Raw genomic sequence first — 25,025 nt, forward strand, 5'->3', positions numbered from 1 at the left:
TGAGCGCCACTATTACACATTTTAAACAATATATGACAATACTATACATGTTAACATCGATCACACAAGATCAAACTTAAGTCTTTTGTTAGATTTAAGCCCGCAATATCCAGAAAAGCAAAATTCAGGCATAAAAAAACCCCGCCGAAGCGAGGTTTTTAGGTCGAGCTAGGTGGGGCTATAAATTACATCATTCCGCCCATGCCACCCATACCGCCCATACCGCCGCCCATGCCGCCCATATCAGGCATGCCACCGGCTTCTGCCTTAGGCGCATCAGCAATCATGCACTCAGTGGTAATGATCAAGCCAGCAACAGAACCTGCGGCTTGCAGCGCTGTACGGGTTACTTTAGCAGGGTCAAGAATACCCATTTCCATCATATCGCCGTATTCGCCAGTGCCCGCGTTGTAACCGAAGTTACCAGTACCGCTACGAACCTTATCTAGCACAACAGAGGCTTCGTCGCCTGCGTTGGTTACGATTTGACGCAAAGGTGCTTCAAGTGCGCGCAGTGCAGCATTGATACCCGCAGTTTGATCTAGGTTTTCGCCTTCGATCTTACCGATGTTAGAGATAGCACGAACCAGAGCAACACCACCGCCAGGAACCACGCCTTCTTCAACAGCAGCACGAGTTGCATGCAGCGCATCTTCAACGCGGGCTTTCTTCTCTTTCATTTCCATTTCGGTAGCAGCGCCAACCTTGATAACTGCTACGCCGCCAGCCAATTTCGCTACGCGCTCTTGCAGTTTTTCACGGTCGTAGTCAGAGCTAGTGTTTTCGATCTGAGTACGGATCTCGCCAACACGTGCTTGAATCGCTGCTGCTTGACCAGCACCATCAACAATCACAGTGTTTTCTTTATCCATGGTCACGCGCTTAGCAGTACCAAGGTGCTCAAGGGTTGCTTGCTCAAGATCAAGACCCACTTCTTCAGAAATAACAGTACCACCAGTCAGAATCGCAAGATCTTGCAACATTGCTTTACGACGATCACCGAAGCCAGGTGCCTTACAAGCAGCAACTTTAACGATCCCGCGCATGGTGTTCACAACCAGAGTTGCCAACGCTTCGCCTTCAACGTCTTCGGCTACAATAATCAGCGGACGGCTAGACTTTGCAACTTGCTCAAGCAAAGGCAGCATTTCGCGGATATTAGAGATCTTTTTGTCAGCCAATAAAATGTATGGGCTGTCGTGCTCAACACTCATATTTTCAGTGTTGTTAACGAAGTAAGGAGACAGGTAGCCACGGTCGAACTGCATACCTTCAACAACGTCTAACTCATTCTCTAGACCTTGGCCTTCTTCAACGGTAATAACACCTTCTTTACCGACTTTTTCCATTGCCTCGGCAATGATGTCGCCAATGTTGGCATCGCTGTTGGCAGAGATAGTACCTACCTGAGCAATCGCCTTAGAATCTGAGCAAGGGCTAGACAGTTTCTTAACTTCTTCAACTGCTGCGGCAATTGCCTTATCGATACCACGTTTGATATCCATTGGATTCATACCGGCGGCAACTGATTTTAGGCCTTCGTTCACAATCGCCTGCGCCAAAACGGTCGCTGTTGTGGTGCCGTCACCAGCGTCATCAGAAGCGCGTGATGCTACTTCTTTAACCATTTGCGCGCCCATATTTTCTAGGCGGTCTTCCAATTCAATTTCTTTCGCTACTGACACGCCATCTTTAGTGATGGTTGGCGCGCCGTAGGACTTCTCAAGTACCACGTTGCGGCCCTTGGGACCCAAAGTAACTTTTACTGCGTTAGCAAGAATGTTAACACCCGCCACCATACGCTGACGCGCTTCATTACCAAATACTACGTCTTTTGCTGCCATGATCTTATAACCCTTTTATTAACTAATTCGTTGATTCAAAAGAAACTTTGTGTGGGACTTACGCTTCTACCACACCAAAGATTTCTGATTCATTCAGAACGATCAGCTCTTCGCCGTCGACTTTTACAGTGCTACCAGAGTACTGGCCGAAAATAACCAAATCACCAGCTTTTACGCCAACTGGACGCAATTCACCGCTTTCAAGCAATTTACCTTCGCCAACTGCAAGCACTTCGCCTTGGTTTGGTTTCTCTTTTGCAGAACCAGGCAACACGATGCCGCCAGCGCTAGTTTTTTCTTCTTCCTTACGACGGACAACAACGCGATCGTATAACGGACGAATTTTCATTTTTATCAATCTCCATTAAATCAATGAGTTAGAATTTTTTGACCGGCTAAACCGGCATTCAGCCCAAAAGCCGTAGATCTTACTTCTACAGACCTTTTGATCTGAAACCCCTTCATACGGATCAGAACGAACAGATGTTCCGACTGGGAAAACCAAGTGCAATCACCAAGTCACCGTGGGCTGTCCTGTAAATGGGGTTCGTAGAAATCTTTTCAAGAGCGCGACAAAAAAATTATTCTTCTTTTTTGTACTCACCTTCAATAATGACCGATTCAACAGAGCGACTATCTGCCGCCTTATTCTGGGGCCTTTCGCCGAAAGGTTGGCCAGCAGAACCAAAAGGACTCGTGCCGTTATTGAATTGATTCATTTGCACCTGCATAACGCCCCGTTTTATGAGCGCAGCAATGACCATACGACGCAACGGAGCGATAAGGCAGACAAAACCAATAGCGTCGGTCACAAATCCGGGGGTCAGTAATAAGGCGCCGCCAACTGCCAGCATCAGACCTTCTAAAATCTCGGTCGCTGGCACCTCGCCGGAATTCAAGCGCTGCTGAGCGCGGGTCAGGGTTTGCAAGCCCTGTTGCTTAAGAAGTGCCGCACCAATAATAGCGGTCGTCACCACCATGGCAATAGTTGGCAGCGCACCGATAACAGCACCTACTTTGATCAACAACCACATTTCAATGATTGGCAGGACGACAAACATGACGAACAAAAATCGCATCAGAGACTCACTTAGCTCGGGCTTTATAAAGAGGTTGGGGTTTTAATGTCAAATTCAAGCGCCAGCTACAGACGCAAATGCTGATTGCAAAATAGGCTATAAAAACTCCATCACACTATGTCACTTTCGTTTACAATCGCAGGCTCCCACAAACCTACTTCATAAGGAGATATAGCGCAAAATGCGATTTGCTAAACGCCTCGCGCTGCTATTGCTCTACGTGGGTCAATGTCAGGCACAAACTACCGACAGCAACGCTGAATGTTTGCAAATGGCGACGCAGTCCGCTGCCGAATCGACGACCGTTGGCGAACTCCGCGCACTGTGCAACACGCCCAATGCTTGGACTAACACTAGCGAGAGAGTTCCCGTAACAGAGGACTCTGACAATTATCAGCGCAGCGGTGTTGTCGAAGAGCGGCTCGCGCTCGAACGCTTCACCATCGACAACCCTTTCGTACTCACGCCACACCGAACCAATTATGTCTTACCAGTCTCATATCGAGACGATATTACCGATTACAGCGGTATTCTTCCCAACAATAGCGGCGATGCAGACCGCGTCGAGCTGGAGTTTCAGCTCAGTATTAAAATCACGGTTTGGGAGCAAATTTTTAAAGACAACGGCTATCTCAGTGTTGGTTATACCAATCGATCATATTGGCAGGCCTACAATAGCGCCGCGTCAGCGCCCTTTCGGGAAACCAATCACGAACCGGAAATAATGCTCACTTTTGCCAATGATTGGGAATGGATGGGTATACGCAATGTGGCCAACCAGTTTATCTTTAACCACCAATCGAACGGTCGCAGCGAACCTCTGTCGCGGAGTTGGAACCGCATCATGTTAAATATGATATTTGAACGAGATCGCTTTGCGATGTCATTCAAACCCTGGTACCGATTACCGGAATCATCTAAAGACGATGACAACCCAGATATCGGAAAATATTTAGGCCATTTTGAATGGATGGGTATGTACCAGTGGCACAATAGAACCCTTAGTCTCATGCTACGAAATAACTTACGTAGCGAGAACAAAGGCGCTATTGAAATAGGCTGGAGCTTCCCGATCAGTTCGCGGGTAAAAGCCTATGTGAAGTACTTTAATGGCTACGGAGAGAGCCTGATTGAATACAATAATGCCATCGAAAGTGTCGGTATTGGCGTACTGATCAGCGACTGGCTATAGAGATAAACTCACTCAACGGGAAACTACACATGATCACAGCACAAGAAGCGCTAGCGCGATTAAAAGAAGGCAATGCCCGCTTTGTCAAAAACCTAAACAGCGAATACGCAACGGTCCTTCATACCAAGCGTCCAGAGCTAGTCGAAGTTCAAGCTCCGCTTGCCATCGTGCTCGGTTGCTCCGACGCCCGTGTGCCGGCCGAACTCGTGTTCGACCAAGGCCTAGGCGACCTATTTGTTATCCGCGTGGCGGGCAATGTAGTCGCACCGTCTGGCATTGGTAGCGTTGAATTCGCCGCCTTAAGCTTTGGTACCCCCTTAGTTGTGGTACTTGGCCACTCAAGCTGCGGGGCGATCTCAGCCACCGTCGACGTACTCACCGGAAACAGTAAAATTCCATCGCAAAATCTTCACTCTATCGTCAAACGTATTCGCCCAGCGGTAGAAACCCTGTTGTGCACAGAATTACGCCACGACCATAAAGCGCTCATCGAGCAATCTGTTCGCGCCAATGTCAGAAGCTCTGTTGAACATCTCAGCAGTGGTTCACCCACTTTGGAAAAGCTCATTAGCGAAGGAAAACTCATGGTAGTGGGTGCCGAGTACTCGCTCGAAACCGGCGAGGTTGATTTCTTTTACGAAGATTACTGGGAACGCACTCGCAACTTAGAAGCCGAAAGCAACGCTGAATAACAATTAGGCCACGCAATCGAGAGCCCAATGAAGAGCGAGGCCATTGAGCAAATTTACGCAGCAATTTACGGCGTCCCAGAGGGACGCCTTTGCAGTTACGGTAAAATTGCTGAACTAGCAGGCCTCCCCGGTCACGCTCGCTACGTGGGCCGCCTGCTCAGCCACCTCCCGAAAGACACCAACCTACCTTGGTTCAGAATCGTAAATAGTCAAGGGAAGATAAGCTTACCGTTAGATAGCGAAAGCTACCGACGCCAATTAAGTCATTTAATTGAAGAATCCAGCGCAGACGAATCTGGTCGCTTATTTTGGCGGCAATGTCGCTGGCCCGATTAAACCCAGCGCAGCTTCACCCACGCCAACTAACACACCGGCAAGTACCCCAACAAAATGCGCCTCGACAGCCACCGGAACGCCAATGCGCTCCGATACCGCACCAACGGAATCAGGCACAAAATAATCTAATGATAATTTAGCGATAATAAGTACGAATAAGGACACGCCCGCATATGGCCGTCCACGCCACATAGCCAAAGCACCCGCAATCAAAACCCCATAGAGTGCCGCCGACACACCTAAATAATAGTCATATGACGGCAATAAAAAATGAATCAACACGCCAGTCAACAACGCGCAGCTCAATAAACTGAGGATGAAATTACGTTCGCTATACACTATCGACAGCAAGGCTCTGCACAGCAGCAACGCCGCCATATTTGAAAATAGATGAGAGCTATTATTATGAACAAATTGCCCGCTGAGGAGTCTCCACCACTGACCTTCTGCCACCAAAATCCGCTGATAGGACAGATCGTACTTTGTATGAAAATAGTAAAATATTAATAAGGAAAAAAGGACAAGCGCTGTCGGCCAACAGTTCGTAAAAAGGCGCCGCACAACTGAGCCGCCCGTATTCATTTATTGCCGTCTAACACGGCATCTTCTGACCACGGCGCCACCTTGAACAGCATTAACATGCCGGGAATGGCAACTGCGGTGCACAACAGATAGAAGTTAGTCCAACCCACCGACTCAACAATAATACCGGTAGTGGCATTGGCAAAGGTGCGCGGCAGCGCAGCTAAAGCAGTAAACAATGCAAACTGAGTTGCTGCATAGGCTGGCATTGTTGCCCGGGCAATAAAGGCCGTAAATGCCGCGGTGCCCAAGCCCACTCCGAGATACTCAAATACAATGACACCAGCCAACGCGAGGCGGTTTGGCCCAATTTCCGCCAATGCGGCAAAACCGAGAATACTCATCACCTGTACCACGCCAAATAGCCACAAAGCGCGATTGATACCCAGACGAATCATAATAATGCCGCCCGCCAAGCCGCCGAGAATAGCTGCCGTCAGCGACGCGGTTTTCGCGATCGTGCCAATTTCAGTCAAAGTAAAGCCAAGATCTAAATAAAATGGCGATGACAGCGCTGTGGCCATATTGTCGCCAAGTTTGTAAAGGAAGAGGAATAACAATAAATACAGTGCGCTGCTCCAGCCTTTTCGATTAACAAACTCTTTGAATGGCTCAACTACCGCAGCGCGCAAACTCAGTGGTGCAATACTCGCGTCAACAGCTTCTTCAATCCAGATTGTCGCCGCCACCGCGATCATCATGAATCCAGCCATGACAATAAACACCGTACTCCAAGGAAGAAAATCGCCAAGAATGACACCAATAGAGCCTGGGACCAGCCCGGCCAAACGGTATGCTTGTACGTGAATTGAGTTCCCCAATCCAAGTTCTTCATCAAGCAATAACTCACGCCGATAAGCGTCTAAGACCACATCCTGACTGGCGCTGCAAAAAGCCACCGCCGCCGCGCCGTAGGCAACTAATCCAACAGAAAACACCGGATTAATGAACCCCAACCCAGCCATAGACACGATAAGGCCTATCTGGGTAATTAGCATCCAGCCGCGGCGACGCCCTAAAAATGGTGGCACATAGCGATCCATCAACGGCGCCCAAACAAACTTCCAGTTGTAGGGAAAGCCAACCAAGGCGAACAAGCCAATTTCCGTCAGCCCCACACCTTCGCTGCGCAGCCATGCCGGAACTAACTGAATCAAAAAATACAGAGGTAAACCCGAGGCGAAACCGGTTAGCACGCAAATGAACATATGACGATTAAAAATCGCCTTGTGCCAAGGCAAAGCCGAAACCGACTGCTGATCACTCATAGGGAATTCCACAAAAACAATGGCTTCATTCTGGCGACCGCCAGCAATATTGCAAGGGCTTATCGATTGCTCCGACGCATTCGACAGCCCCTGATTAGATTAATCGCGGAAATTAGTGAACTGTAAGGGCTGATCTAATTCTTCCGCCCGCAACAGAGCCATCACCTGTTGGAGGTCATCGCGTTTTTTACCTGTCACACGCACCTGTTCATCCTGAATCTGGCTTTGTACTTTAATTTTGCTTTCTTTGATTAATTTAATAATTTTACGAGCGACATCTGAAGTCAGGCCGCTTTGCATCGTTACCAGTTGTTTTACCTGTTTACCTGCGCCCTTAACATCACCTATTTCCATTGCTAAGGGATCAATTTTCACCTTGACCAAAGCAGCACGCAGCAGGTCTTCCATTTGCTGTAATTGGAACTCCGCCTCAGCAAACATGGTTACCGTTAGTGCGTCGCGTTCGAATCGCGCATCGACACCTTTAAAATCAAAGCGCGTTTCAATAACCCGCCCAGCCTGATCGACGGCATTGGTAAAGACGTGTAGGTCCACTTCCGAGACAATATCAAACGCTGGCATAGCCTAGTTTCCTTTGTTATGTTGCTGGGCGCAGTTTAGCATCCCCAGCAACGCGACAAAACGTATCTCGGGCAAAATGAAGGCAACACATATGTTAACAGCCAATCTAAAGCCCACCTCACAAAGTCCCTTGTATATTTTGGGCGCCGGAGCCATCGGCAGTCTCTGGGGCGCGTATGGCTATCAAGCCGGCGCGGATATTCGTCTTATTCTACGGAATCAACAGACCGTTAATGACTACCAACAACACGGTGGCATTCACTTAATCAGTGCACACCAAACCTTGGTCAGCCCGGTACCCGCAGATTACCCACAAAGTATATCCACTCCGATTCAGAATCTGCTGATCACCACCAAGGCCCCCCAAACCATGGATGCATTGAGCGCCATAAAGCCCCATATTGCTGAACAGGCTGTATTTCTTTTACTTCAAAATGGCCTAGGCATTGCGGATCAAATCCGTCAAGAATTCCCGAGTGTAACCGTACTACAGGGCTCCACTACCGAAGGCTGTTATCGCCAATCCGGCTTCGAGTTTGTGCATGCAGGTCACGGCCATACGTTTATTGGTGCGACAGGAGGGAGCGGAATACGCGACTTCAACGCTCTAGACCAACTCGCGGCATCGCTCTCTTTTCCACCGTTAAATGTAAACATTAGCAACGATATCGACGCAGTGCTATGGCGCAAGCTGGCGGTGAATTGTGCAATAAACCCGCTAACGGTGATTCATCACTGCCGCAACGGTGAATTACTACATAAACCAAAAGCCCTCGCCCAAATGCGACAGATCGTTGATGAAATACTCGCCGTGAGTGTCGCCTTGAATCGCACACATTGGCTGACCAACCTTCACGAATACGTCGAGAATGTCGCCAAAACCACTGCAGACAATCGGTCATCAATGCTGCAAGACATTGAAGCGGGTCGTGAAACCGAAATCGATGCTATTACCGGATACCTCTGTCAATTAGCTGAGCAGCACAATATCAACGTACCCTTAAATCAGGAAATACTGGCGGAGATTAAGCGTCTTTCAAGAGAAGCAAAACACTAACAATGCAACCAAAAATCCCCTCTTAATTTGACAAAATCACAACACCGCCTTAGAGTGCGCGCCAAGTAACAGGTGCTCTGCGTCAGCAATTAGTGACAAGGAGTTAAACGGGAAGTCAGGTGCGCGAACGCTCAACACGAGTCGCCGCAATGCCGACGCTGCCCCCGCAACGGTAAGTACATTTCAGCTTTGCTGAGTGCACGAGCCCGGAACCGGCCTCTACTGATTCACCCGATGAAGCGGAGGGCTCCATCAGCGGTCGTATACTTGTATATAACCCCTACCCCTCCCTCATTGCTTCCTTTTATAGCTTTGAGGTTTAACCATGAACAACACTAGGCTTGCTGCCATTGGCAGTATTTTTACCCTTGCATCGTCACCACTTTTTGCGGCGGACGAATCCCATATCGAAACCACCATCGTCACTGCAACCCGCACCGAGCAATCGGTGGCCGATATTCTGGCGCCGGTGACCGTCTTTGAACGTGCAGATATAGAGCGCATTCAGCCAGCAGACTTACAAGAATTACTGTCCCGTGCAGTCGGTGTTAGCTTTGTTCGCAATGGCGGACGCGGCGCCAGCACTAGCCTGTTTTTGCGTGGCAACCAAAGTAATCACACCTTAGTCCTGATCGACGGTGTTCGCATTGGCTCCGCCACACTTGGTAGCCCATCACTTACCAATCTCCCGCCTGAGCTCATCGAGCGCGTGGAGATTGTGCGCGGTTCACGCTCCAGCCTCTATGGCTCTGAGGCCATTGGCGGGGTAATCAACATTATCACCCGCAAGTACCATGACACCGACGGCCTACAACCCATGCTGCAATTAGGTGTAGGCACGCAGGGCACTCAAAAAGCGCTGGTCGCGATCAGCGGTGGTGATGAACAAACACAAGTAAATATCAGCGTACTGCGTGAAGAGACCGACGGTGTCGATAATACTTCAAGCAAAAGCGGTGTCAGCGGTGACGACGATGGCTTTGAACAAACTGCGGTTAACGCCAGTATCAGCCACAAGATTAGCGACGCCGCGGAGCTCTTTGCCTTTTATCAAAATAGTAAAACCGAAAGTGACTACGACAATAGCTGCTACGACGCCAGCTTCGCGAACTTTGAATGTTCGCCTTATACCGACGGCGAAGTTAGCATCGCGAATATTCGCGGCGAATTTCGACCAATGGAGAATTGGTTACTTACACTTTCTGCTGGTGAGTCAAAAGACCAATCAACCATCGACTATCGCTATGTAGACCCCGCCGCAGTCGGTATAAGCGGAGACACCTTCGACACCACACGTAGAATCTACAGCGTGCAAAATGACTGGATGATTGGTAAACATCATGTCATCACCGTCGGTTTCGAAAGACTATTAGACAGCGTTGAAAGTAACCTCAGCTATGATGAACAAAGTCGCGGCAACAAAGCCTATTTCGCGCAATGGCAGGCAGAGTTCGGCCCCGTTGACCTTACGATTGGAGGCCGTAACGACGACAACAATCAGTTTGGTTCAAACGACACTGGAAATGCCTCGGCCGGATTCGATATTAGCGACGCGATAAAGATCATTGCGTCCTACGGTGAAGGCTTTAATGCACCAACATTCAATGATCTGTATTACCCTTTTTACGGTGTAGCCACCTTAGAACCGGAAACCTCTGAAAATATTGAACTAGAACTTCGAGGCAATCACCGCTGGGGCAGCTGGAGTGTCGGACGATTTAAGAATGACGTAGACAATCTAATCCAATACAACCCCGCCACATTCGGGCCAGACCAAATCGAAGGCGCAGAAATAAAAGGTTGGGAATTTAGCGTTTCAAGCGCGATTCAAAATTGGAGCATCGACGCCAACATCAGCCTCCTCAACGCCCGCGACGCCAATACCGGCTTAGATCTGCGCCGCCGCGCCGACAAGCAAGCCAACCTTGATATTGGTCGTGAATGGCAACACTGGGGCGTGAGCGGCAGTCTGCGTTTAGTCAGTAGCCGCTATGAAGACACCGCCAATACTGATGAACTCGGCGGCTACGGCTTAGTCGACAGCGCGGTGTCTTACCGTGTAAACGATCAGGTCAAACTGCAACTGGCCCTTAAAAATATATTCGACAAAGAATATGTAAGTGCACGCAGTTTCAGCTTTGGCGACTACCTTTCCATTGGTCGCGAGGCGATGCTCACCATCACTTATACGCCAAAATAAAGGTATCATTGACCGCTAACTAATCTGCGTTGCGAGGCAACGCAGATTAGACTCAGCAATTAGGAGCCACCATGACACTGAGTGAAGAAGAAAAGCACCAAAAGCGAATGCAGATTAAAAAGGCGATGATCGACGAAAAAGTCGCACTGGCAACTGAAGAGCGCGGCGTGCTGATCGTATTAAGCGGGCCCGGCAAGGGCAAATCCAGCTCTGGTTTTGGCACTATTATTCGCGCACTCGGACACGGCTATAAAGCCGCCGTCGTACAATTTATTAAAGGCACATGGGACTGCGGTGAGCGCAATTTCATTCAACAGCGCTGCCCAGAAGTACCCTTTATAGTGATGGGTTCCGGCTTCACTTGGGAAACCCAGAGCAAAGAACAAGATCGCGAAGCGGCTCAGCAAGCCTGGCAGCAAACCAAAATCTTACTGCAAGATGAATCAATTCATTTAGTACTGCTAGACGAACTTACCTACATTTTAAAATACGGCTACATTGACGCCGAAGAAGTTTACGAGGCCCTGCGCAATCGCCCCCGCGAGCAGAGCGTGATTATCACTGGTCGTGGCGCACCGGTGCCGCTCAAAGAACTCGCCGACACCGTGTCGATGATCGATGACAAAAAGCACGCCTTCCGCGGTGGTATCAAAGCCCGCAAGGGTGTGGAGTGGTAATGCGCCGCTACCACATAAATTTAGTTCGCGGTTTATTGTTTGTCACCGCGCTGTTAGCGGCTCATGTACATGCTGATATTTGCGTTAACGACGACAGCGGTGCGCAACTCTGTTTAACCAAAGCCGCACAGCGCATTATCGCTTTATCACCCGGTGCAACCGAGTTGGTTTACGCAGCAGGTGCCGGCGACAAATTAGTCGCAGCAGTCAGTTTTAGCGACTATCCAGAACCGGCCAAAAATCTCCCTCGTGTCGGCAGTTATAACCGTTTTGATCAAGAGGCGATTCTCGCCTTAAAGCCAGATTTACTCATAGGCTGGCTCAGCGGAAATCCGCGTGAACAGCTATCACAATTGCACTCACTAGGCTTGTCGGTTTACTACAGCGAACTACGCTCTTTCGAAGATGTTGCCTCTACACTAGAGCGCATCGGCGCATTAGCGGGTACCGATAGCACCGCAAAAACAGCCGCGAAGAAATTCCGTGTTGGCGTAAACGATTTACGGACACGTTATCAAAATTCGGCGCCGGTCACTGTCTTTCAACAAATTTGGACAAACCCGCTAATGACAGTCAATAACGAACACATCATCAGCGAGGCCACCCGTATTTGCGGCGGCGTAAATGTATTTGGTGACTTACCAAACTTAACGGCACGTATCGACAACGAAGCGGTACTGGCAGCCCAACCAGAGGCCATCATCGCCGGCGGCATGGGTGAAGAAAATCGTGATTGGCTCAATGAATGGCGTCGTTTCAGTGGACTGACTGCCGTGCGCAAAAATAATTTATTTTTTATTCCGCCATCGACAATACAACGCCCAACACCGCGTTTACTGCAGGGCACTACCTTACTTTGCAAACACTTGGACACTGCCCGTGGCCGTCGTTAAAACGAATAACGCCACAAGCGCACTACCGCGTTTTTTAACGCCGCTGCTGCTGCTATTTATCTTTACACTCGGCGCCTTAATACTGGCGATTACTACTGGCAGCGTACATATTTCTAATCAGGAGCTATGGCAGGTCTTAAGTGGCGGCGGTGAACCGTTGCACCGGACGCTGGTCTTTGAACTACGTCTACCCCGCGCGCTTTCCGCGTTTGCCGCAGGTGGCTTACTCGCTGTTGCCGGTGCTTTAATGCAGGTATTATTGCGCAACCCCCTAGCCGACCCCTATGTACTGGGTCTGTCTGGTGGAGCCGCTGTTGGCGCCTTAATCGCCATGCTCAGCGGACTAAGTGCGACGGTTGTTTCTGGCTCTGCGTTTATCGGCGCGATGATTTCTGCGGTCACCGTATTTGGTCTTGCCCACGGCACCGGTAGCTGGACGCCCACCCGCTTATTACTGACCGGCGTGGTAATTGCCTCTGGCTGGGGCGCGGCAATAACCTTTATGTTGGCGGTCAGCCCCAGCGATCAACTACCCGGCATGCTCTACTGGCTTATGGGCGACCTCGCCTACGCGCGCTCCCCGTGGATGGCGCTCACCGTACTTGCGATTATTTCTGTTGTTATGTTGCCATTGGGACGCAGCTTAAATGTGTTAGCTCGCGGGCAAATGCAAGCCGCTGCACTGGGTGTTTCTGTTCGGCCGCTAGAGTGGACAATCTATATTTGCGCGAGCTTACTCACTGCCTTTGCCGTTACCACCGCAGGCAGTATTGGCTTTGTCGGCTTGATTGTTCCCCATATGTTACGTCTGGTACTAGGCAACGATCAGCGCCTTATTTTGCCCGCCGCCGCCTTAGCCGGCGGCGCTTTACTTACATTAGCCGACACGCTGGCCCGCACCGTAATTGCGCCAGAACAATTACCCGCAGGTGTTATCACCGCCCTCATCGGCGTACCTAGTTTTCTATATTTATTACACCGGAGTCGCTGAAAATGTTATCCGCGACTGACTTAGTTATTGATATCCCAGAACGCAAAAGTGGTACGCCGCTATGTTTCGACGTTAAGTCTGGAGAAATATGGGGCATACTCGGCCCCAACGGTGCAGGCAAAACCACCTTATTACACACCCTTGCAGGGCTTAAAAAACCTCGCTCTGGAAAAGTGAATTTAAATAATAGCGATATTCAACAGTTACGCCGCAAACACGTTGCCCAGCAATTGGCGGTGGTATTTCAAAACAATGGTGAAGGCTTTCCCGCCACTGTATTAGAAACCGCCATGATCGGTCGCCATCCTTTTATTTCACCTTGGGATATTGAAACCGCAGACGATCTCGCTATCGCGCGAAGCGCACTGCAAAAATTAGAACTTAGCAATTTAGAGCAGCGTTTAGTCAGCACTCTGTCTGGCGGCGAACGCCAACGACTCGCCATTGCCACCGCTCTTTGTCAGAGCCCGAAGTTATGGCTGGCCGACGAACCTAGCAACCACCTTGATCTAAAGCATCAGGTGCAAATTATGGCGCTACTCGCAGAGCAAGCGGATAGCGGCTGCGGAATTATTCTTTGCCTACATGATTTGAATCTAGCGGCACACTGGTGCGATAAAATTCTGCTGTTGTATCCCAACGGCGACGCATGTTGGGGGGATGCCGATACCATGCTTACCGTTACAGCACTGGAGCGACTCTACGACCAAGAGCTCAGTATGATCTCCAGCGAAGGCCAAACTTATTTCATGCCCGTCAGCAGCAGGAACTCTCGCCGTGACTAAATCCAACATCGACGATTTACGGTACAGCGCGGCAGATCGCGATACCGTCTATCGAGTCATGGCTGAGCGTCGCGACATGCGCCATTTCAGTGGAGGTCAGGTAGACGAAACCACCTTAAAGAAATTGCTTTCTGCCGCCCACCTCGCACCCAGTGTTGGTTTTATGCAACCGTGGCGATTTATTCGTATTCGCAAAGCCGAGCTACGCGAAAATATTTATCAGCTAGTCCAAGACGAAAGAATCAAAACCGCACAAGCACTTAATGAACGCGAAGATGAATTCATGCGTTTAAAGGTAGAAGGCGTGCGTGACTGTGCTGAACTACTTGTAGTCTGTTTAATGAACGGCCGCGACAAACATATATTTGGTCGCCGCACCCTACCAGAAATGGACTTAGCTTCCGCCTCCTGCGCCATTCAAAACCTGTGGCTGGCCGCTCGCGCGGAAGGTCTTGGCATGGGCTGGGTATCGCTATTCGATCCAGATTCACTACAAAATTTACTCAATATGCCCGAGGGCTGTCGCGCTATTGCCGTGCTATGCCTTGGCCCTGTAGAGGAATTTTATCCTCGCCCCATGCTAGAGACCGAGCGCTGGGCTGAGCGCAAAAATATTGACGAATTGATAATGCAAGATGGGTGGCTGGATTAGGTCTGATGTCGGACGCGGTGGCTGCAGAACGCTGGACGGGAGACGCTTAAAATACTGCTCGAAGCTAGGTTGAGAAGTGGCAATATATCGCGGCCTGTCCACTTACGTCCGACGTCAGACACCCGACTTCCGACCAATCTTCTTAGCGTTTACCGTCTCCCATCTAGCGTAAAGCATTCTCAGAACACGGGAGACGCTAGGCGAAGAACACTAATTCGCTCGTCCGACTTCCGACACCAGACATCCGACGAATTAAATTAAGTGATACAACCATGACCCTAACATTAATGATTCAAGGCACCACCTCAGACGCAGGCAAAAGTGTCACTGTCGCGGGGCTGTGCCGAGTATTTAAACGTCGCGGTTTGAGCGTAGCGCCGTTTAAACCGCAGAATATGGCATTGAACAGCGCCGTCACCCCAGAGGGTGGCGAAATTGGTCGCGCCCAAGCAGTTCAAGCACAGGCCTGCGGCTTGCTGCCGCACACAGACATGAATCCAGTATTACTCAAACCCAATAGCGATACAGGCGCGCAAGTAATTATTCACGGCAAAGCGCTGAGTAATATGGAAGCTCAGGATTATCACGCCTATAAAAAACGCGCCATGAGCGCGGTACTAGAATCACATCAGCGACTCAGCGAACAATACGATGTGATCGTGGTGGAAGGTGCCGGCAGCCCTGCGGAAATCAATTTACGCGCCAACGACATTGCCAATATGGGCTTTGCTGAAGCGGTGGACTGCCCCGTGGTGATCGTCGCCGACATTGACCGCGGCGGCGTATTCGCTCACCTCGTCGGCACACTGGATTTACTTTCTGCCACTGAACAGGCGCGGGTTAAAGGCTTTATCATCAATCGTTTTCGCGGTGATATCGCCCTACTCCAATCCGGTCTAGATTGGTTAGAAGAGCGCACCGGAAAAAAAGTCATTGGCGTGGTTCCCTATATTCACGACCTTCACTTGGAAGCCGAAGACGCAATAGACAGCCGCCAACAACTGAATGACAAAGTCATTAAAGTTGCGGTGCCGGTGCTCACCCGCATAAGTAACCACACCGACTTTGACGTGCTACGTCTGCACCCCCAGGTAGATCTTTGTTTTGTCGGCAAAGGCGAATCAATTCCGCCATGCGAGCTAATCATCATTCCCGGCAGCAAAAGCACACGCCGCGACCTAGAGTATTTACGCAGCAATGGCTGGGACAGCGACATTAACAAACACCTCCGCTATGGTGGCAAAGTGCTTGGGATATGCGGCGGGTTTCAAATGCTGGGTAAGACCGTTCACGATCCCGATGGCATCGAAGGCGATGCCGGTTCCAGCACCGGTTTAGGTTTTCTCGATATGGAAACCACCCTCGGCAGCGACAAAACCCTGCGCCGCGTTAGCGGCCAACTTATCGGCAGCGGCGCAAAAATTAGCGGCTACGAAATTCACGCAGGCATTAGCAGCGGCACTGCACTAAATACTCCCTTCGCAGATTTGGGTAGCCATAAAGATGGCAGCCGCAGTGACGACGGCCAGATCATTGGCAGCTATTTACATGGGCTATTTGATGAAAGCGATACCCGCAATGAATTGCTATCGTGGGCGGGCATCGCGCAGGTAGAACAACTAAATTACGCCGGTATTATCGAAAGTAATATTGATCGCTTGGCCGACTCTTTAGAAACACATTTGGATATTGATGAGTTACTAAAGTCATCGCCCACCTAACAAAAGATCTAAGATTTAAATAAGCTACACAGCACGTCTCGTCCCTGGGGAATATAATCGCTGAAGCTACAAAAGCCGTGGATTTGGCCTGGCACACAGCGATGTTCAACGGTATTACCCGCCGCTTTCAGATTGTCCGCATAGAGTCTCCCCTCATCTGACAGTGGATCATATTCAGCGGTAATAATCATAGCGGGCGGCAAGTCAGTTAGATCGGCTTCCAGCAAATCAACATACGGCGTTTTTGCATCTGTGGCGTCACCGAGGTAATGCTGCCAAAACCATTGCATTTGTTCGCGGGTCAAAAAGTAGCCTTCGGCAAATTTATGGTGCGAGTCAGTATCGCAATTTGGCGATGTTACTGGATACAGAAGCAATTGTTTTTGTATCGCCGGGCCACGTCGATCTCGAGTAAGGAGGCACAAAACCGCCGCAAGGTTGCCGCCAGCACTATCACCACAAACCGAAATGGCATTGGCATCAACACCTAAGGTTTCTGCTTCTTGATGCAGCCAAAGTAATGAGCGATACGCATCTTCCGGAGCAGCAGGAAAATGCGCCTCAGGTGCCAGCCGATAATCCACCGAAACCACAACCGCCTGACTGGCATTACACAGCGTTCGGCACATTCCATCGTGACTATCCAAATCACACATAACAAAGCCGCCGCCGTGATAGAACAACACCGCAGGCAACAGAGCACCACCATTCGCTTTAGCGTTTTCCGGATAATAGATCCGGACTCTTAGCGGGTCGCTCTGCCCAGGCTCGCTGTCGCTGGCCGCAATAGTGATTTGAGAATTCTCAACCTTAAATACCGGCTCAACAGCGCCACCGACAGTCTTAGCACTTTCCCGCAACACGGCAGGTGTGACATCAGACATTGGAAAACTAGGCTGACTATTAATAAACTCTAGTAAAGCTTTCACTTCTGGGGCTAGCATCAACACTCCCTTATTATTTTTGGTCTAGATAACATTCAGTCGCACACGCGACTTAATCGCAAATCACCTGTTCAAAAACTGGATTCCGCTCGTTAAGCAAAGCGTCTGTCTTGGCGGCGTAAGTAGGCTTAAAATCAGGATGCGTGAATATCCAAAATGCATTGCGTTCAATAGCGTCGAGTACGTTCTCTGCCACATCATTCGGGGCCATACCTTGGCGAATACCATCGCGTAAAAAATCATTTAGCCGCTCTGCGCCGTGTTGCTTACCCTCGCCAGTATCAATCGCATCCATAATATTACTAGTAACTTGAGCAGGACACAGCACAGAAATGCCAATCTTCGCACCCTGCGCCTGCAGGTCATAAAGCAAGGTCTCTGACAACGAAACCAAAGCATGCTTACTGGCACCATACGGGCCCATCAACGGCGAACTCAGCAGCCCCGCCAATGATGACGTGTTCACGATATGGGCTGGCGATGCCTGCTCCAACATACGTGGCACAAATTCACGTATGCCATAAACAGCTCCTAGAAAATTGATACTCATGGTCTTTTGCCAATCGGCAACACTGCATTCCCAACTCAGGCCGTTAATCATAATACCGGCATTATTAAACAACGCATTCACTTGGCCAAACTGTGTATATGCGAGATCGGCCAAGGCATTAACCTGCAGGGGATCCGCAACATCGCAGACCATTATTTGATGCTCAATATTACGAAATTGTAAATCTCGACTTAAGGCTTCCAGCCTTGAATGACTAATATCCGCAGCAACAATACGCATCCGTCTCGCAGCACAGGCGTTCACCAAACCCAAGCCAATACCACTTGCCGCGCCAGTTATAACTGCGACCTGTTGTTGATCTATTACCATTATTCCTCGCCCTGCCAAAGCGCTTATTAACTTTATGAGGTACTAATGTGCAACCAATAGGCCAAACTATCATCGTCGAGATGGACTAGTACAAAGCTAAGTCATCAGGCTATGCTAGTAGACTGCTCTAGAAAAGCGGCAAACCATGTCAAAAGCCAATAAGTGACTCCGCCAACATGACGCACAATAAGAATGCTACCTATGACGTAAATACATTTAGCGAATTGCTAGAAAGTATCTATAGCGGCTTGGATGAAACGCCGCTTTGGCAGAAATTTCTGAGCCTACTACGGACAGAAATGAACGCAAATATTTGCTTTCTTATTTTACGAAACCCCAACCCAGGGGATGCGGGTTTACTATTGAGCGACGGACTGCCATCAACCTTGTCTGAAAGCCCAAACAACGCCTACAGCGATGGCCTATACGCGATAGATCCCTTTGCAAATCTTCCCACCGGCCAAGTCATCACCCTGGAAGAGTTTGTACCCCAGAATCAGCTGCTACGAAGCGAATTTTATCTGCGCTGTATGAAACCCTATGATTTGTTACACAATCTTGGCGTAGACATACAGCTCGCTGACGGCATGCGGGTAAGTCTGAGAATAACCCGCGGTTCTGACGCGCCGTCATTTACGAGCACAGACAAGGAAAAAATAGCGCTTCTGGTTCCGCATTTGCAGCGTGCCATACTCTTGTATACCAGACTACAAAAAATGGAATCCCAAAACACGCTACTCGACCGAACGGTGTCGCAATTGTCTTTGGGCACCATTATTCTCGACGAGAAACGTCAAGTAATACACTGTAATCCGGTTGCTGATCGCATTCTGTCGAATAAGGATGGTCTTGGCCTAAACGGCCAGCAATTACAAATAAACCAAGGAAGTGAAGCAAGTTATTTTAAGAAAATTGTTAATGATGCAATAAACGCCCACCGGCAAAATACGCCTTATATTGTGCAAGCCATGGCGATAACCCGAAGCAGCGGACACTTACCACTAAACATCGTCGTGCGCTCTATGCCACAAGCTAGCCGTGTCGATGGCCAAGCGATTGCCGCAGTCGCCATATTCTTGAGCGACCCAGAAAATAAATCACAGACATCAAGCGAAGTACTGGGCCAACTCTACGGCTTAACACCGGCGGAATCACGGCTCGCGATGGCCTTAGCCGACGGCCAAAACTTAGAAGACGCTAGCAACTTCCTGCATATCAGCCGAAATACCGCCCGCGCCCACCTACGCGCCATCTTTACTAAAACCGGCGTTACCCAGCAAACAATGCTAGTGAGCCTGCTACTAAAAAGCGTCGCTGCCTATCTAGCAATAGAATAAATATGTACGACAAAGTGCAAAAATAGTTTATCTGGACGATTTAAGCCCCGACGAACCCTCATAGGATAAGCAAAGTGCAAACAGGCGCTTTTAAAAAGCTATGTAAGGTATAGTCAATATGAATAAGAATAAGCAATATCGATACGTCATTATCGGCGCCGGGATGGCGGGAATTTTGGCGGCTATCAAGCTGCTTGACGCTGGCAAAAAAAATGTTCGCGTTTATGAAAAAGCCGACCGGATCGGAGGCACATGGCGAGAAAATACCTATCCCGGATTAACGTGTGACGTACCCTCGCACTCTTACACCTACTCCTTTGAACCAAACCCAAACTGGAGCCGGTATTTACCGCCAGGATCAGAAGTACAAGCCTATTTTGAATCGGTGGCCGCTAAATATCATCTAGAAGATATTATTTCATTCAATGAAGAAATAAACAGTTGCCAATTTATTGATAATCAATGGCAAATTGTTACATCACTTGGCCATACCGATTACGCCGATTTTGTAATAGCGGCCACCGGAGTATTACACCACCCGCGCATTCCGAATATAAAAGGCATGGACAGCTTTAAAGGTCATATATTCCACAGCGCGCGCTGGGATCACTCGGTGAAATTAGATGGTCAGCGAATTGCCGTTGTTGGCACGGGGTCGACTGGCGTACAAATTGTCACCGCCCTCGCAGACAGAGCGGCAAGCTTATGCCATTACCAACGCACACCGCAGTGGATTATGCCGGTCATCAACGGGGAATTTAGCGAGGCTGAAAAGGAGCTTTTTCGCACAGACGCCGCCGCACTAAAGCGCATCCAAAACGACCCAGAATTGGAAGCCAATATTGAGCGCTTTTCAGTAGCGATAACCGAGCCAGATTCAGCCGCCATGCATGAAATCGAAAATATCGTGGCGCAAAATCTTGAGCTGTCTGTAAGCGATCCAATACTTAGGGAGCGTTTACGACCAAACTATCGCGCCGCCTGCAAACGACTCATTTACTCGGAGGGCTTTTACAGCGCGGTGCAAAAACCCAATGTCGAGATCCTCATCGAAGGCGCAGACACGATTGAAGAATACGGGATACGTAGCCCCGACGGCACACTCAGAGAATTTGACATTATTGTGCTCGCCACCGGCTTTGAGGCCGACCGTTTTATGCGGCCAATGGCGATCACTGGCGAAAACGGTATAACTTTAGAGCAAGCCTGGGCCGACCGCCCAACGGCATATATGTCGGTATCAATTCCCGAGTTTCCGAACCTGTTTATGCTCAACGGGCCCAATGGCCCGGTCGGGAACTTCTCACTCATCGAAATAGCAGAGCAGCAGTGGCATTACATTAGTCAACTGATGGCATTAGTCGAGAGTGGCGACTACAGCAAAGTTAGCGCAAAACAATCTGCGCTGAATGACTTTGATGCAGCTCGTGTCATTGCAGCTAAAAAATCGATATTCGGATCGGGTTGCCAAAGCTGGTATCTGGATGCGCAGGGCGTTCCTGCGACTTGGCCATGGACTCGCGCCCAGTTTAAAGAAGCGATGCAGCGACCTGATATTTCCGCGTATAACTTAAGTTAAAAAAATAGCGATATTTTATTCATTCTACATAAAAAAATAATGAGGCCTCTAGCATGAGAAATGTAGCACTTATCACCGGCGCCTGTTCTGGGATCGGTCTGGCCAGTGTCGACACGCTGCTTGCAAGCGGCGCTAGCGTTATCGCCTGCGATATAAATTCTCCATCTTCAAGCGTAAAACACAAGTGGGATTCAGAAAACGTACACTTCCTGAATCTGAATGTAGAGAGTGAAGCAGCCATTCGGTCGGCTATTAATCAACTCGCCGACGAGTTTGCAGGCATAGATACCTTGATAAACTGCGCCGGCATTAGTGGCTGGGGCGGGGTGAATGATATAGAGATGGCTCAGTGGCAAAAAGTATTAAACATCAATCTGACCGGCACGATGCTGATGTGTAAATACGTGTTGCCGATTATGCTCGCTCAGGGCGCTGGCAATATTATTAACGTTGCCAGCATCTTCGGCTTGGAAGCCTGCGACAACAATGTCGCCTACAACGTATCTAAAGGAGGTATCATCCAGCTCACCCGCAGTATCACCGCTGACTATGCTAGCCAAGGTATACGATGCAATAGTGTGGCTCCCGGCTTGATTGAAACTGCTATGACCAAAGATATTGCACTCGACCCACAGCTACATGAAAAATTTATCAGCTGGCATCTTCAAGGACGTGCGGGTCGCGCCGAAGAAGTCGCCAGCGTTATCGGGTTTCTTTCATCAAACGCGGCATCATTTGTCAACGGCCAAACCATCGCTGTTGACGGAGGCTTTAGTGCCGGCCGCAGGTTCTCAGCACATCCTGGGTGAGCGCTTTGGGCCACCGCTTGCGGCGGCCCTTTTTTAATCGTCTTAGTAATATCTGATATTCCATCTCGAATAGTCCAAGTCAACGATGTCACACGCTGTTATCCATGACATAAATACGAGTATCAATAATACTGCCCAACATCGATAAGACAGCGCCGTATTTTGAGTTTTAAACAATAAATAACAAGGTTTTTCCGGAGTAAATTATGTCTTCATTTCGACCCTACGCTCTGTCCGCTGGCGTTCTATTAGCGGCGACATCTTTAATTAATACTAGCTATGCTGAACAAACGCCTAATGGCCTAACACTCGAAGAGGTTGTTGTTACTGCGCAGAAAAAAACCGAATCATTACAAGACGCCCCTATTTCCCTAATCGCGTTCAACAGCGAAAAATTAGAGAAATTAGGTATTAGCGATGTAGGGGATATTCAAAGCGCCGTTCCGAATTTATCCACTGCGCCGCATCCAACTAACAGAAACTCGCTTACCGCTTTTATTCGCGGTGTCGGGAATGCTGACTTACAAGTCACCAAAGACCCCGCCGTCGGTGTGTATTTAGATGGTGTATATTTAGGCCGTGCTGCAGGGCTAAGCGCAGACATAGCAGACTTAGAGGCTATTGAAGTATTACGTGGACCACAGGGCACCCTCTACGGGCGCAACACTACCGGTGGCGCAATTTCCATTCGCAGCGCGCTGCCCAATGAAGAATTCAGCCTTAAGCAAAAGCTTAGCAAAGGCAATCGCGGTTATTGGCGCACCACAACTCAGGCCAACCTTCCTGTTACCGATACATTTATGCTGCGCGCAGCCTATAGTCGCAGCGCTGAGGACGGCTGGGTAGAGAACACCGGCGATGGAAAAGATTTCGGCGAACAACAAAAGCAGGCTATACGTCTCGCTGCCCGCTGGCTAGTCAGTGACGACCTCTCTCTTGACTATGCATTCGACCAATCCGAAATTAACGGCGGTCAACTCGCCTACCAGATAACTCGCGTCACCAATGCCAATGCCGCAGGTTTTACGGCGTTTGCTAGAGAATCACGTCAATCAACATTGTCGGTAAACAATCTAGAAAATAGCAGCGATGACGTTGGCGGTCATAGCTTAACGGCAACATGGCTTGTTAATGACGACCTCACCATCAAATCCATTACGGCGTATCGCGAACTCGATGAGTTCGCCTATCAAGACTACTCTGCCAGTGCCCACCACTTTAGCGGCGGCACCTTCCCGTCTCTCGTTGCCAGCGGCGCGGAAATCCTCGACACTCGAACAAATAAAGTACAAGACCAATTTTCTCAAGAGATTCAATTTTTAGGCAGCTTTGCCGACGGTAAAGTTGACTACGTTGGCGGACTTTATTATTTCAAAGAAGACGGTAGCGAAGATCAGCTCGCATCTCTCAACTTACTTGCGCTGGGCGGCTTCCCGCAAATTGCAGAAGAATATTATGAAATCGACGCCAGTGCGGAATCCCTCGCGGCATTCTCACAACTTGAATACACACCTGAAGTACTAGAACAGCGTTTGCACCTAACCTTGGGGCTGCGATACACCAGCGACAAGCGCGATGCGACTAAATACGATAATTTATATGACAATCAAAATGGCGCTACTGTTAGCGGCGACCAAACTTCTAGCAAGTTCACACCGAGCTTCACCATCGGCTACGACATAAGCGACGACGTGAACGCCTATGCAAAAATCGCCACGGCCTACCGCGCTGGCGGTTTTAACACCCGCGGTACCGAAACCAGATTTGCTCAAGGTTTTGACCCAGAGGAATTGCTCGCCTACGAAATTGGTAGCAAGGCAGAACTATTCAATCGCCGAGTGCGAATAAACCTTGCGGCTTTTTGGTATGAATACACAGACTTACAGGTAGACCAAAGCGACCCGGTGAACATCATTGCGACCGACACCTTTAATGCTGGTGAAGCAACAATGTCAGGGGCTGAGATGGATTTAACCGCCCTAATAACGCGAGATCTACAGCTTAACGTTAGCTATGGCTATCTCAATGCAAATTATGACTCCTTCATTCAGTACGGGCAGGAAGTATCGCAATCGAAAAATGTCCCGTCGGCGCCTCAACACAGCTACAACGTCAGCTTAGATTATTCGCGCCCCATATCCATCGGTGAACTCAGTGCTGCTGTGAATTACAGCTGGGAAGACGAGTACTTCTTCAGTACTCAGGGTATAGCTCGCAAAGACGACGTCGGTCTACTGGGTGCGACGCTGGGTGTAAGTGCTATCGCCATTGGTAAAAGCGAACTAAGCGTGCAGTTGTGGGGAAGAAATTTGGAAAATAAAACCTACGCCGCACACGAAATAGACTGGGCCGCCAGTGGCTTTGTTACCACAATATTTGGTGAGCAGCGGAGCTTTGGTGTCGATCTCACGCTGTCATTTTAAATAAGCTCATATTGTTAAGTAGTCAGAACTGCGCTGGCTACTTAACACCCCTAAGTTGATACATCACGTATTTACAAACCTCCCTAATACTGACATCGTTAACCTTATAAGCTAAGTCGACCAACAAACCATTAGCCTATTTCAGATAGCCATACCCCTAATTTTACCTAGGCAGAAACGGTGATGATATTTATTGCGTACTTTTTTGCCGGTGTACTCTTAGTCAATGGGCTGCCCCATTTCGTGAGCGGCATCAGCGGGCAGGCATTTCCAAGTCCATTCGCACGACCGCCGGGTATCGGCAAATCCTCCCCAGTAATCAATGTGTTATGGGGCAGTGTTAACTTTATAACGGGTTATGCATTGCTGGCATACAATGGTCGCTTTGAAGTAGGGTTAAATTTACCCAGTGTTGCCTGTTTGTCCGGCGGCTTATCCATCGCCCTGATATTAGCGGTGCATTTTGGCAGAGTCAGAAGCGGTAAAAATTAAAGATCAATCG

Annotated in this window: 24 protein-coding genes and 1 riboswitch; of the genes, 16 read left to right on the forward strand and 8 right to left on the reverse strand. The window is 49.3% G+C overall.

What is annotated here, in order from left to right; genetic code table 11:
- Positions 1-185: 185 nt before the first annotated feature.
- From groL to O9X78_RS10020, 3 genes are all read right to left on the reverse strand, one after another.
- Complete coding sequence (gene groL / locus O9X78_RS10010) at positions 186-1,844, reverse strand: chaperonin GroEL (RefSeq protein WP_269619536.1); 1,659 nt, start codon at positions 1,842-1,844, stop codon at positions 186-188.
- 58 nt (positions 1,845-1,902) lie between these two features.
- Positions 1,903-2,193, reverse strand: coding sequence for a co-chaperone GroES (locus tag O9X78_RS10015; RefSeq protein ID WP_269619537.1), 291 nt, complete (start codon positions 2,191-2,193; stop codon positions 1,903-1,905).
- A gap of 232 nt (positions 2,194-2,425) precedes the next feature.
- Complete coding sequence (locus tag O9X78_RS10020) at positions 2,426-2,923, reverse strand: FxsA family protein (RefSeq protein WP_269619538.1); 498 nt, start codon at positions 2,921-2,923, stop codon at positions 2,426-2,428.
- A gap of 181 nt (positions 2,924-3,104) precedes the next feature.
- Between O9X78_RS10020 and O9X78_RS10025 the strand changes: the two genes are divergently transcribed.
- From O9X78_RS10025 to O9X78_RS10035, 3 genes are read left to right on the forward strand one after another with little or no spacing between them, the layout of a single operon-like run.
- Positions 3,105-4,115 carry a phospholipase A gene (locus O9X78_RS10025; RefSeq protein WP_269619539.1) on the forward strand — a complete coding sequence of 337 codons (1,011 nt, stop codon included), beginning with the start codon at positions 3,105-3,107 and terminating at the stop codon, positions 4,113-4,115.
- 29 nt (positions 4,116-4,144) lie between these two features.
- Complete coding sequence (locus tag O9X78_RS10030) at positions 4,145-4,807, forward strand: carbonic anhydrase (protein WP_269619540.1); 663 nt, start codon at positions 4,145-4,147, stop codon at positions 4,805-4,807.
- 27 nt (positions 4,808-4,834) lie between these two features.
- Complete coding sequence (locus O9X78_RS10035; protein WP_269619541.1) at positions 4,835-5,143, forward strand: MGMT family protein; 309 nt, start codon at positions 4,835-4,837, stop codon at positions 5,141-5,143.
- On the opposite strand, the gene rrtA is transcribed toward O9X78_RS10035, so the two are convergent.
- The 3 genes from rrtA to O9X78_RS10050 form a co-directional block, all read right to left on the reverse strand.
- Positions 5,111-5,725 (reverse strand): rhombosortase, encoded by a 615-nt coding sequence (rrtA, locus tag O9X78_RS10040; protein WP_269619542.1) that lies wholly within the window; start codon positions 5,723-5,725, stop codon positions 5,111-5,113. The two genes, O9X78_RS10035 and rrtA, sit on opposite strands and share 33 nt — an antisense overlap.
- A complete protein-coding gene (locus tag O9X78_RS10045; RefSeq protein ID WP_269619543.1) occupies positions 5,722-6,993 on the reverse strand; it encodes an AmpG family muropeptide MFS transporter in 1,272 nt (423 codons plus the stop codon). Before O9X78_RS10045 ends, rrtA begins: the two co-directional genes overlap by 4 nt.
- A gap of 99 nt (positions 6,994-7,092) precedes the next feature.
- Complete coding sequence (locus tag O9X78_RS10050) at positions 7,093-7,575, reverse strand: YajQ family cyclic di-GMP-binding protein (protein WP_269619544.1); 483 nt, start codon at positions 7,573-7,575, stop codon at positions 7,093-7,095.
- Positions 7,576-7,666: 91 nt separating this feature from the next.
- Between O9X78_RS10050 and O9X78_RS10055 the strand changes: the two genes are divergently transcribed.
- The 8 genes from O9X78_RS10055 (at position 7,667) to O9X78_RS10090 (ending at position 16,551) form a co-directional block, all read left to right on the forward strand.
- A complete protein-coding gene (locus tag O9X78_RS10055) occupies positions 7,667-8,632 on the forward strand; it encodes a ketopantoate reductase family protein (protein WP_269619545.1) in 966 nt (321 codons plus the stop codon).
- Positions 8,633-8,687: 55 nt separating this feature from the next.
- Positions 8,688-8,867: riboswitch (cobalamin riboswitch) on the forward strand.
- A gap of 90 nt (positions 8,868-8,957) precedes the next feature.
- A complete protein-coding gene (locus O9X78_RS10060; protein ID WP_269619546.1) occupies positions 8,958-10,832 on the forward strand; it encodes a TonB-dependent receptor domain-containing protein in 1,875 nt (624 codons plus the stop codon).
- A gap of 71 nt (positions 10,833-10,903) precedes the next feature.
- Positions 10,904-11,509 carry a cob(I)yrinic acid a,c-diamide adenosyltransferase gene (gene cobO / locus O9X78_RS10065; RefSeq protein ID WP_269619547.1) on the forward strand — a complete coding sequence of 202 codons (606 nt, stop codon included), beginning with the start codon at positions 10,904-10,906 and terminating at the stop codon, positions 11,507-11,509.
- On the forward strand, positions 11,509-12,402 hold the full coding sequence (locus O9X78_RS10070; protein ID WP_269619548.1) for a cobalamin-binding protein: 894 nt from the start codon (positions 11,509-11,511) through the stop codon (positions 12,400-12,402). Before cobO ends, O9X78_RS10070 begins: the two co-directional genes overlap by 1 nt.
- The gene (locus O9X78_RS10075; RefSeq protein WP_269619549.1) at positions 12,389-13,393 is read left to right on the forward strand and encodes a FecCD family ABC transporter permease; all 1,005 of its coding nucleotides are present in this window, start codon (positions 12,389-12,391) and stop codon (positions 13,391-13,393) included. The genes O9X78_RS10070 and O9X78_RS10075 overlap by 14 nt, the downstream gene beginning before the upstream one ends.
- Before the next feature lie 2 nt (positions 13,394-13,395).
- Positions 13,396-14,178, forward strand: a complete 783-nt coding sequence (locus O9X78_RS10080; protein WP_269619550.1) for an ABC transporter ATP-binding protein — start codon at positions 13,396-13,398, stop codon at positions 14,176-14,178.
- Positions 14,171-14,830, forward strand: coding sequence for a 5,6-dimethylbenzimidazole synthase (gene bluB, locus O9X78_RS10085; RefSeq protein ID WP_269619551.1), 660 nt, complete (start codon positions 14,171-14,173; stop codon positions 14,828-14,830). The genes O9X78_RS10080 and bluB overlap by 8 nt, the downstream gene beginning before the upstream one ends.
- Positions 14,831-15,102: 272 nt before the next feature.
- A complete protein-coding gene (locus tag O9X78_RS10090) occupies positions 15,103-16,551 on the forward strand; it encodes a cobyric acid synthase (protein WP_269619552.1) in 1,449 nt (482 codons plus the stop codon).
- Between the two features lie 8 nt (positions 16,552-16,559).
- Here the strand turns inward: O9X78_RS10090 and O9X78_RS10095 are convergent, their stop codons facing one another.
- Both O9X78_RS10095 and O9X78_RS10100 read right to left on the reverse strand, forming a co-directional pair.
- Entirely contained in the window at positions 16,560-17,495 is a 936-nt protein-coding gene (locus O9X78_RS10095; protein WP_269619554.1) for an alpha/beta hydrolase, read from the reverse strand.
- Positions 17,496-17,547: 52 nt separating this feature from the next.
- Complete coding sequence (locus tag O9X78_RS10100; RefSeq protein ID WP_269619555.1) at positions 17,548-18,375, reverse strand: SDR family NAD(P)-dependent oxidoreductase; 828 nt, start codon at positions 18,373-18,375, stop codon at positions 17,548-17,550.
- Positions 18,376-18,551: 176 nt separating this feature from the next.
- On the opposite strand from O9X78_RS10100, the gene O9X78_RS10105 reads away from it, so the two are divergent.
- The 5 genes from O9X78_RS10105 (at position 18,552) to O9X78_RS10125 (ending at position 25,015) form a co-directional block, all read left to right on the forward strand.
- Complete coding sequence (locus O9X78_RS10105) at positions 18,552-19,712, forward strand: helix-turn-helix transcriptional regulator (RefSeq protein WP_269619556.1); 1,161 nt, start codon at positions 18,552-18,554, stop codon at positions 19,710-19,712.
- Between the two features lie 118 nt (positions 19,713-19,830).
- Entirely contained in the window at positions 19,831-21,291 is a 1,461-nt protein-coding gene (locus tag O9X78_RS10110; protein ID WP_269619557.1) for a flavin-containing monooxygenase, read from the forward strand.
- Between the two features lie 53 nt (positions 21,292-21,344).
- Entirely contained in the window at positions 21,345-22,100 is a 756-nt protein-coding gene (locus tag O9X78_RS10115; protein ID WP_269619558.1) for an SDR family NAD(P)-dependent oxidoreductase, read from the forward strand.
- 206 nt (positions 22,101-22,306) lie between these two features.
- Entirely contained in the window at positions 22,307-24,523 is a 2,217-nt protein-coding gene (locus O9X78_RS10120; RefSeq protein ID WP_269619559.1) for a TonB-dependent receptor, read from the forward strand.
- A 180-nt stretch (positions 24,524-24,703) separates the two neighbouring features.
- Complete coding sequence (locus O9X78_RS10125) at positions 24,704-25,015, forward strand: hypothetical protein (protein ID WP_269619560.1); 312 nt, start codon at positions 24,704-24,706, stop codon at positions 25,013-25,015.
- The last annotated feature ends 10 nt before the right edge of the window (positions 25,016-25,025 follow it).

The organism is Zhongshania aquatica (assembly GCF_027257955.1).
Classification (GTDB): Bacteria; Pseudomonadota; Gammaproteobacteria; order Pseudomonadales; family Spongiibacteraceae; genus Spongiibacter; species Spongiibacter aquatica.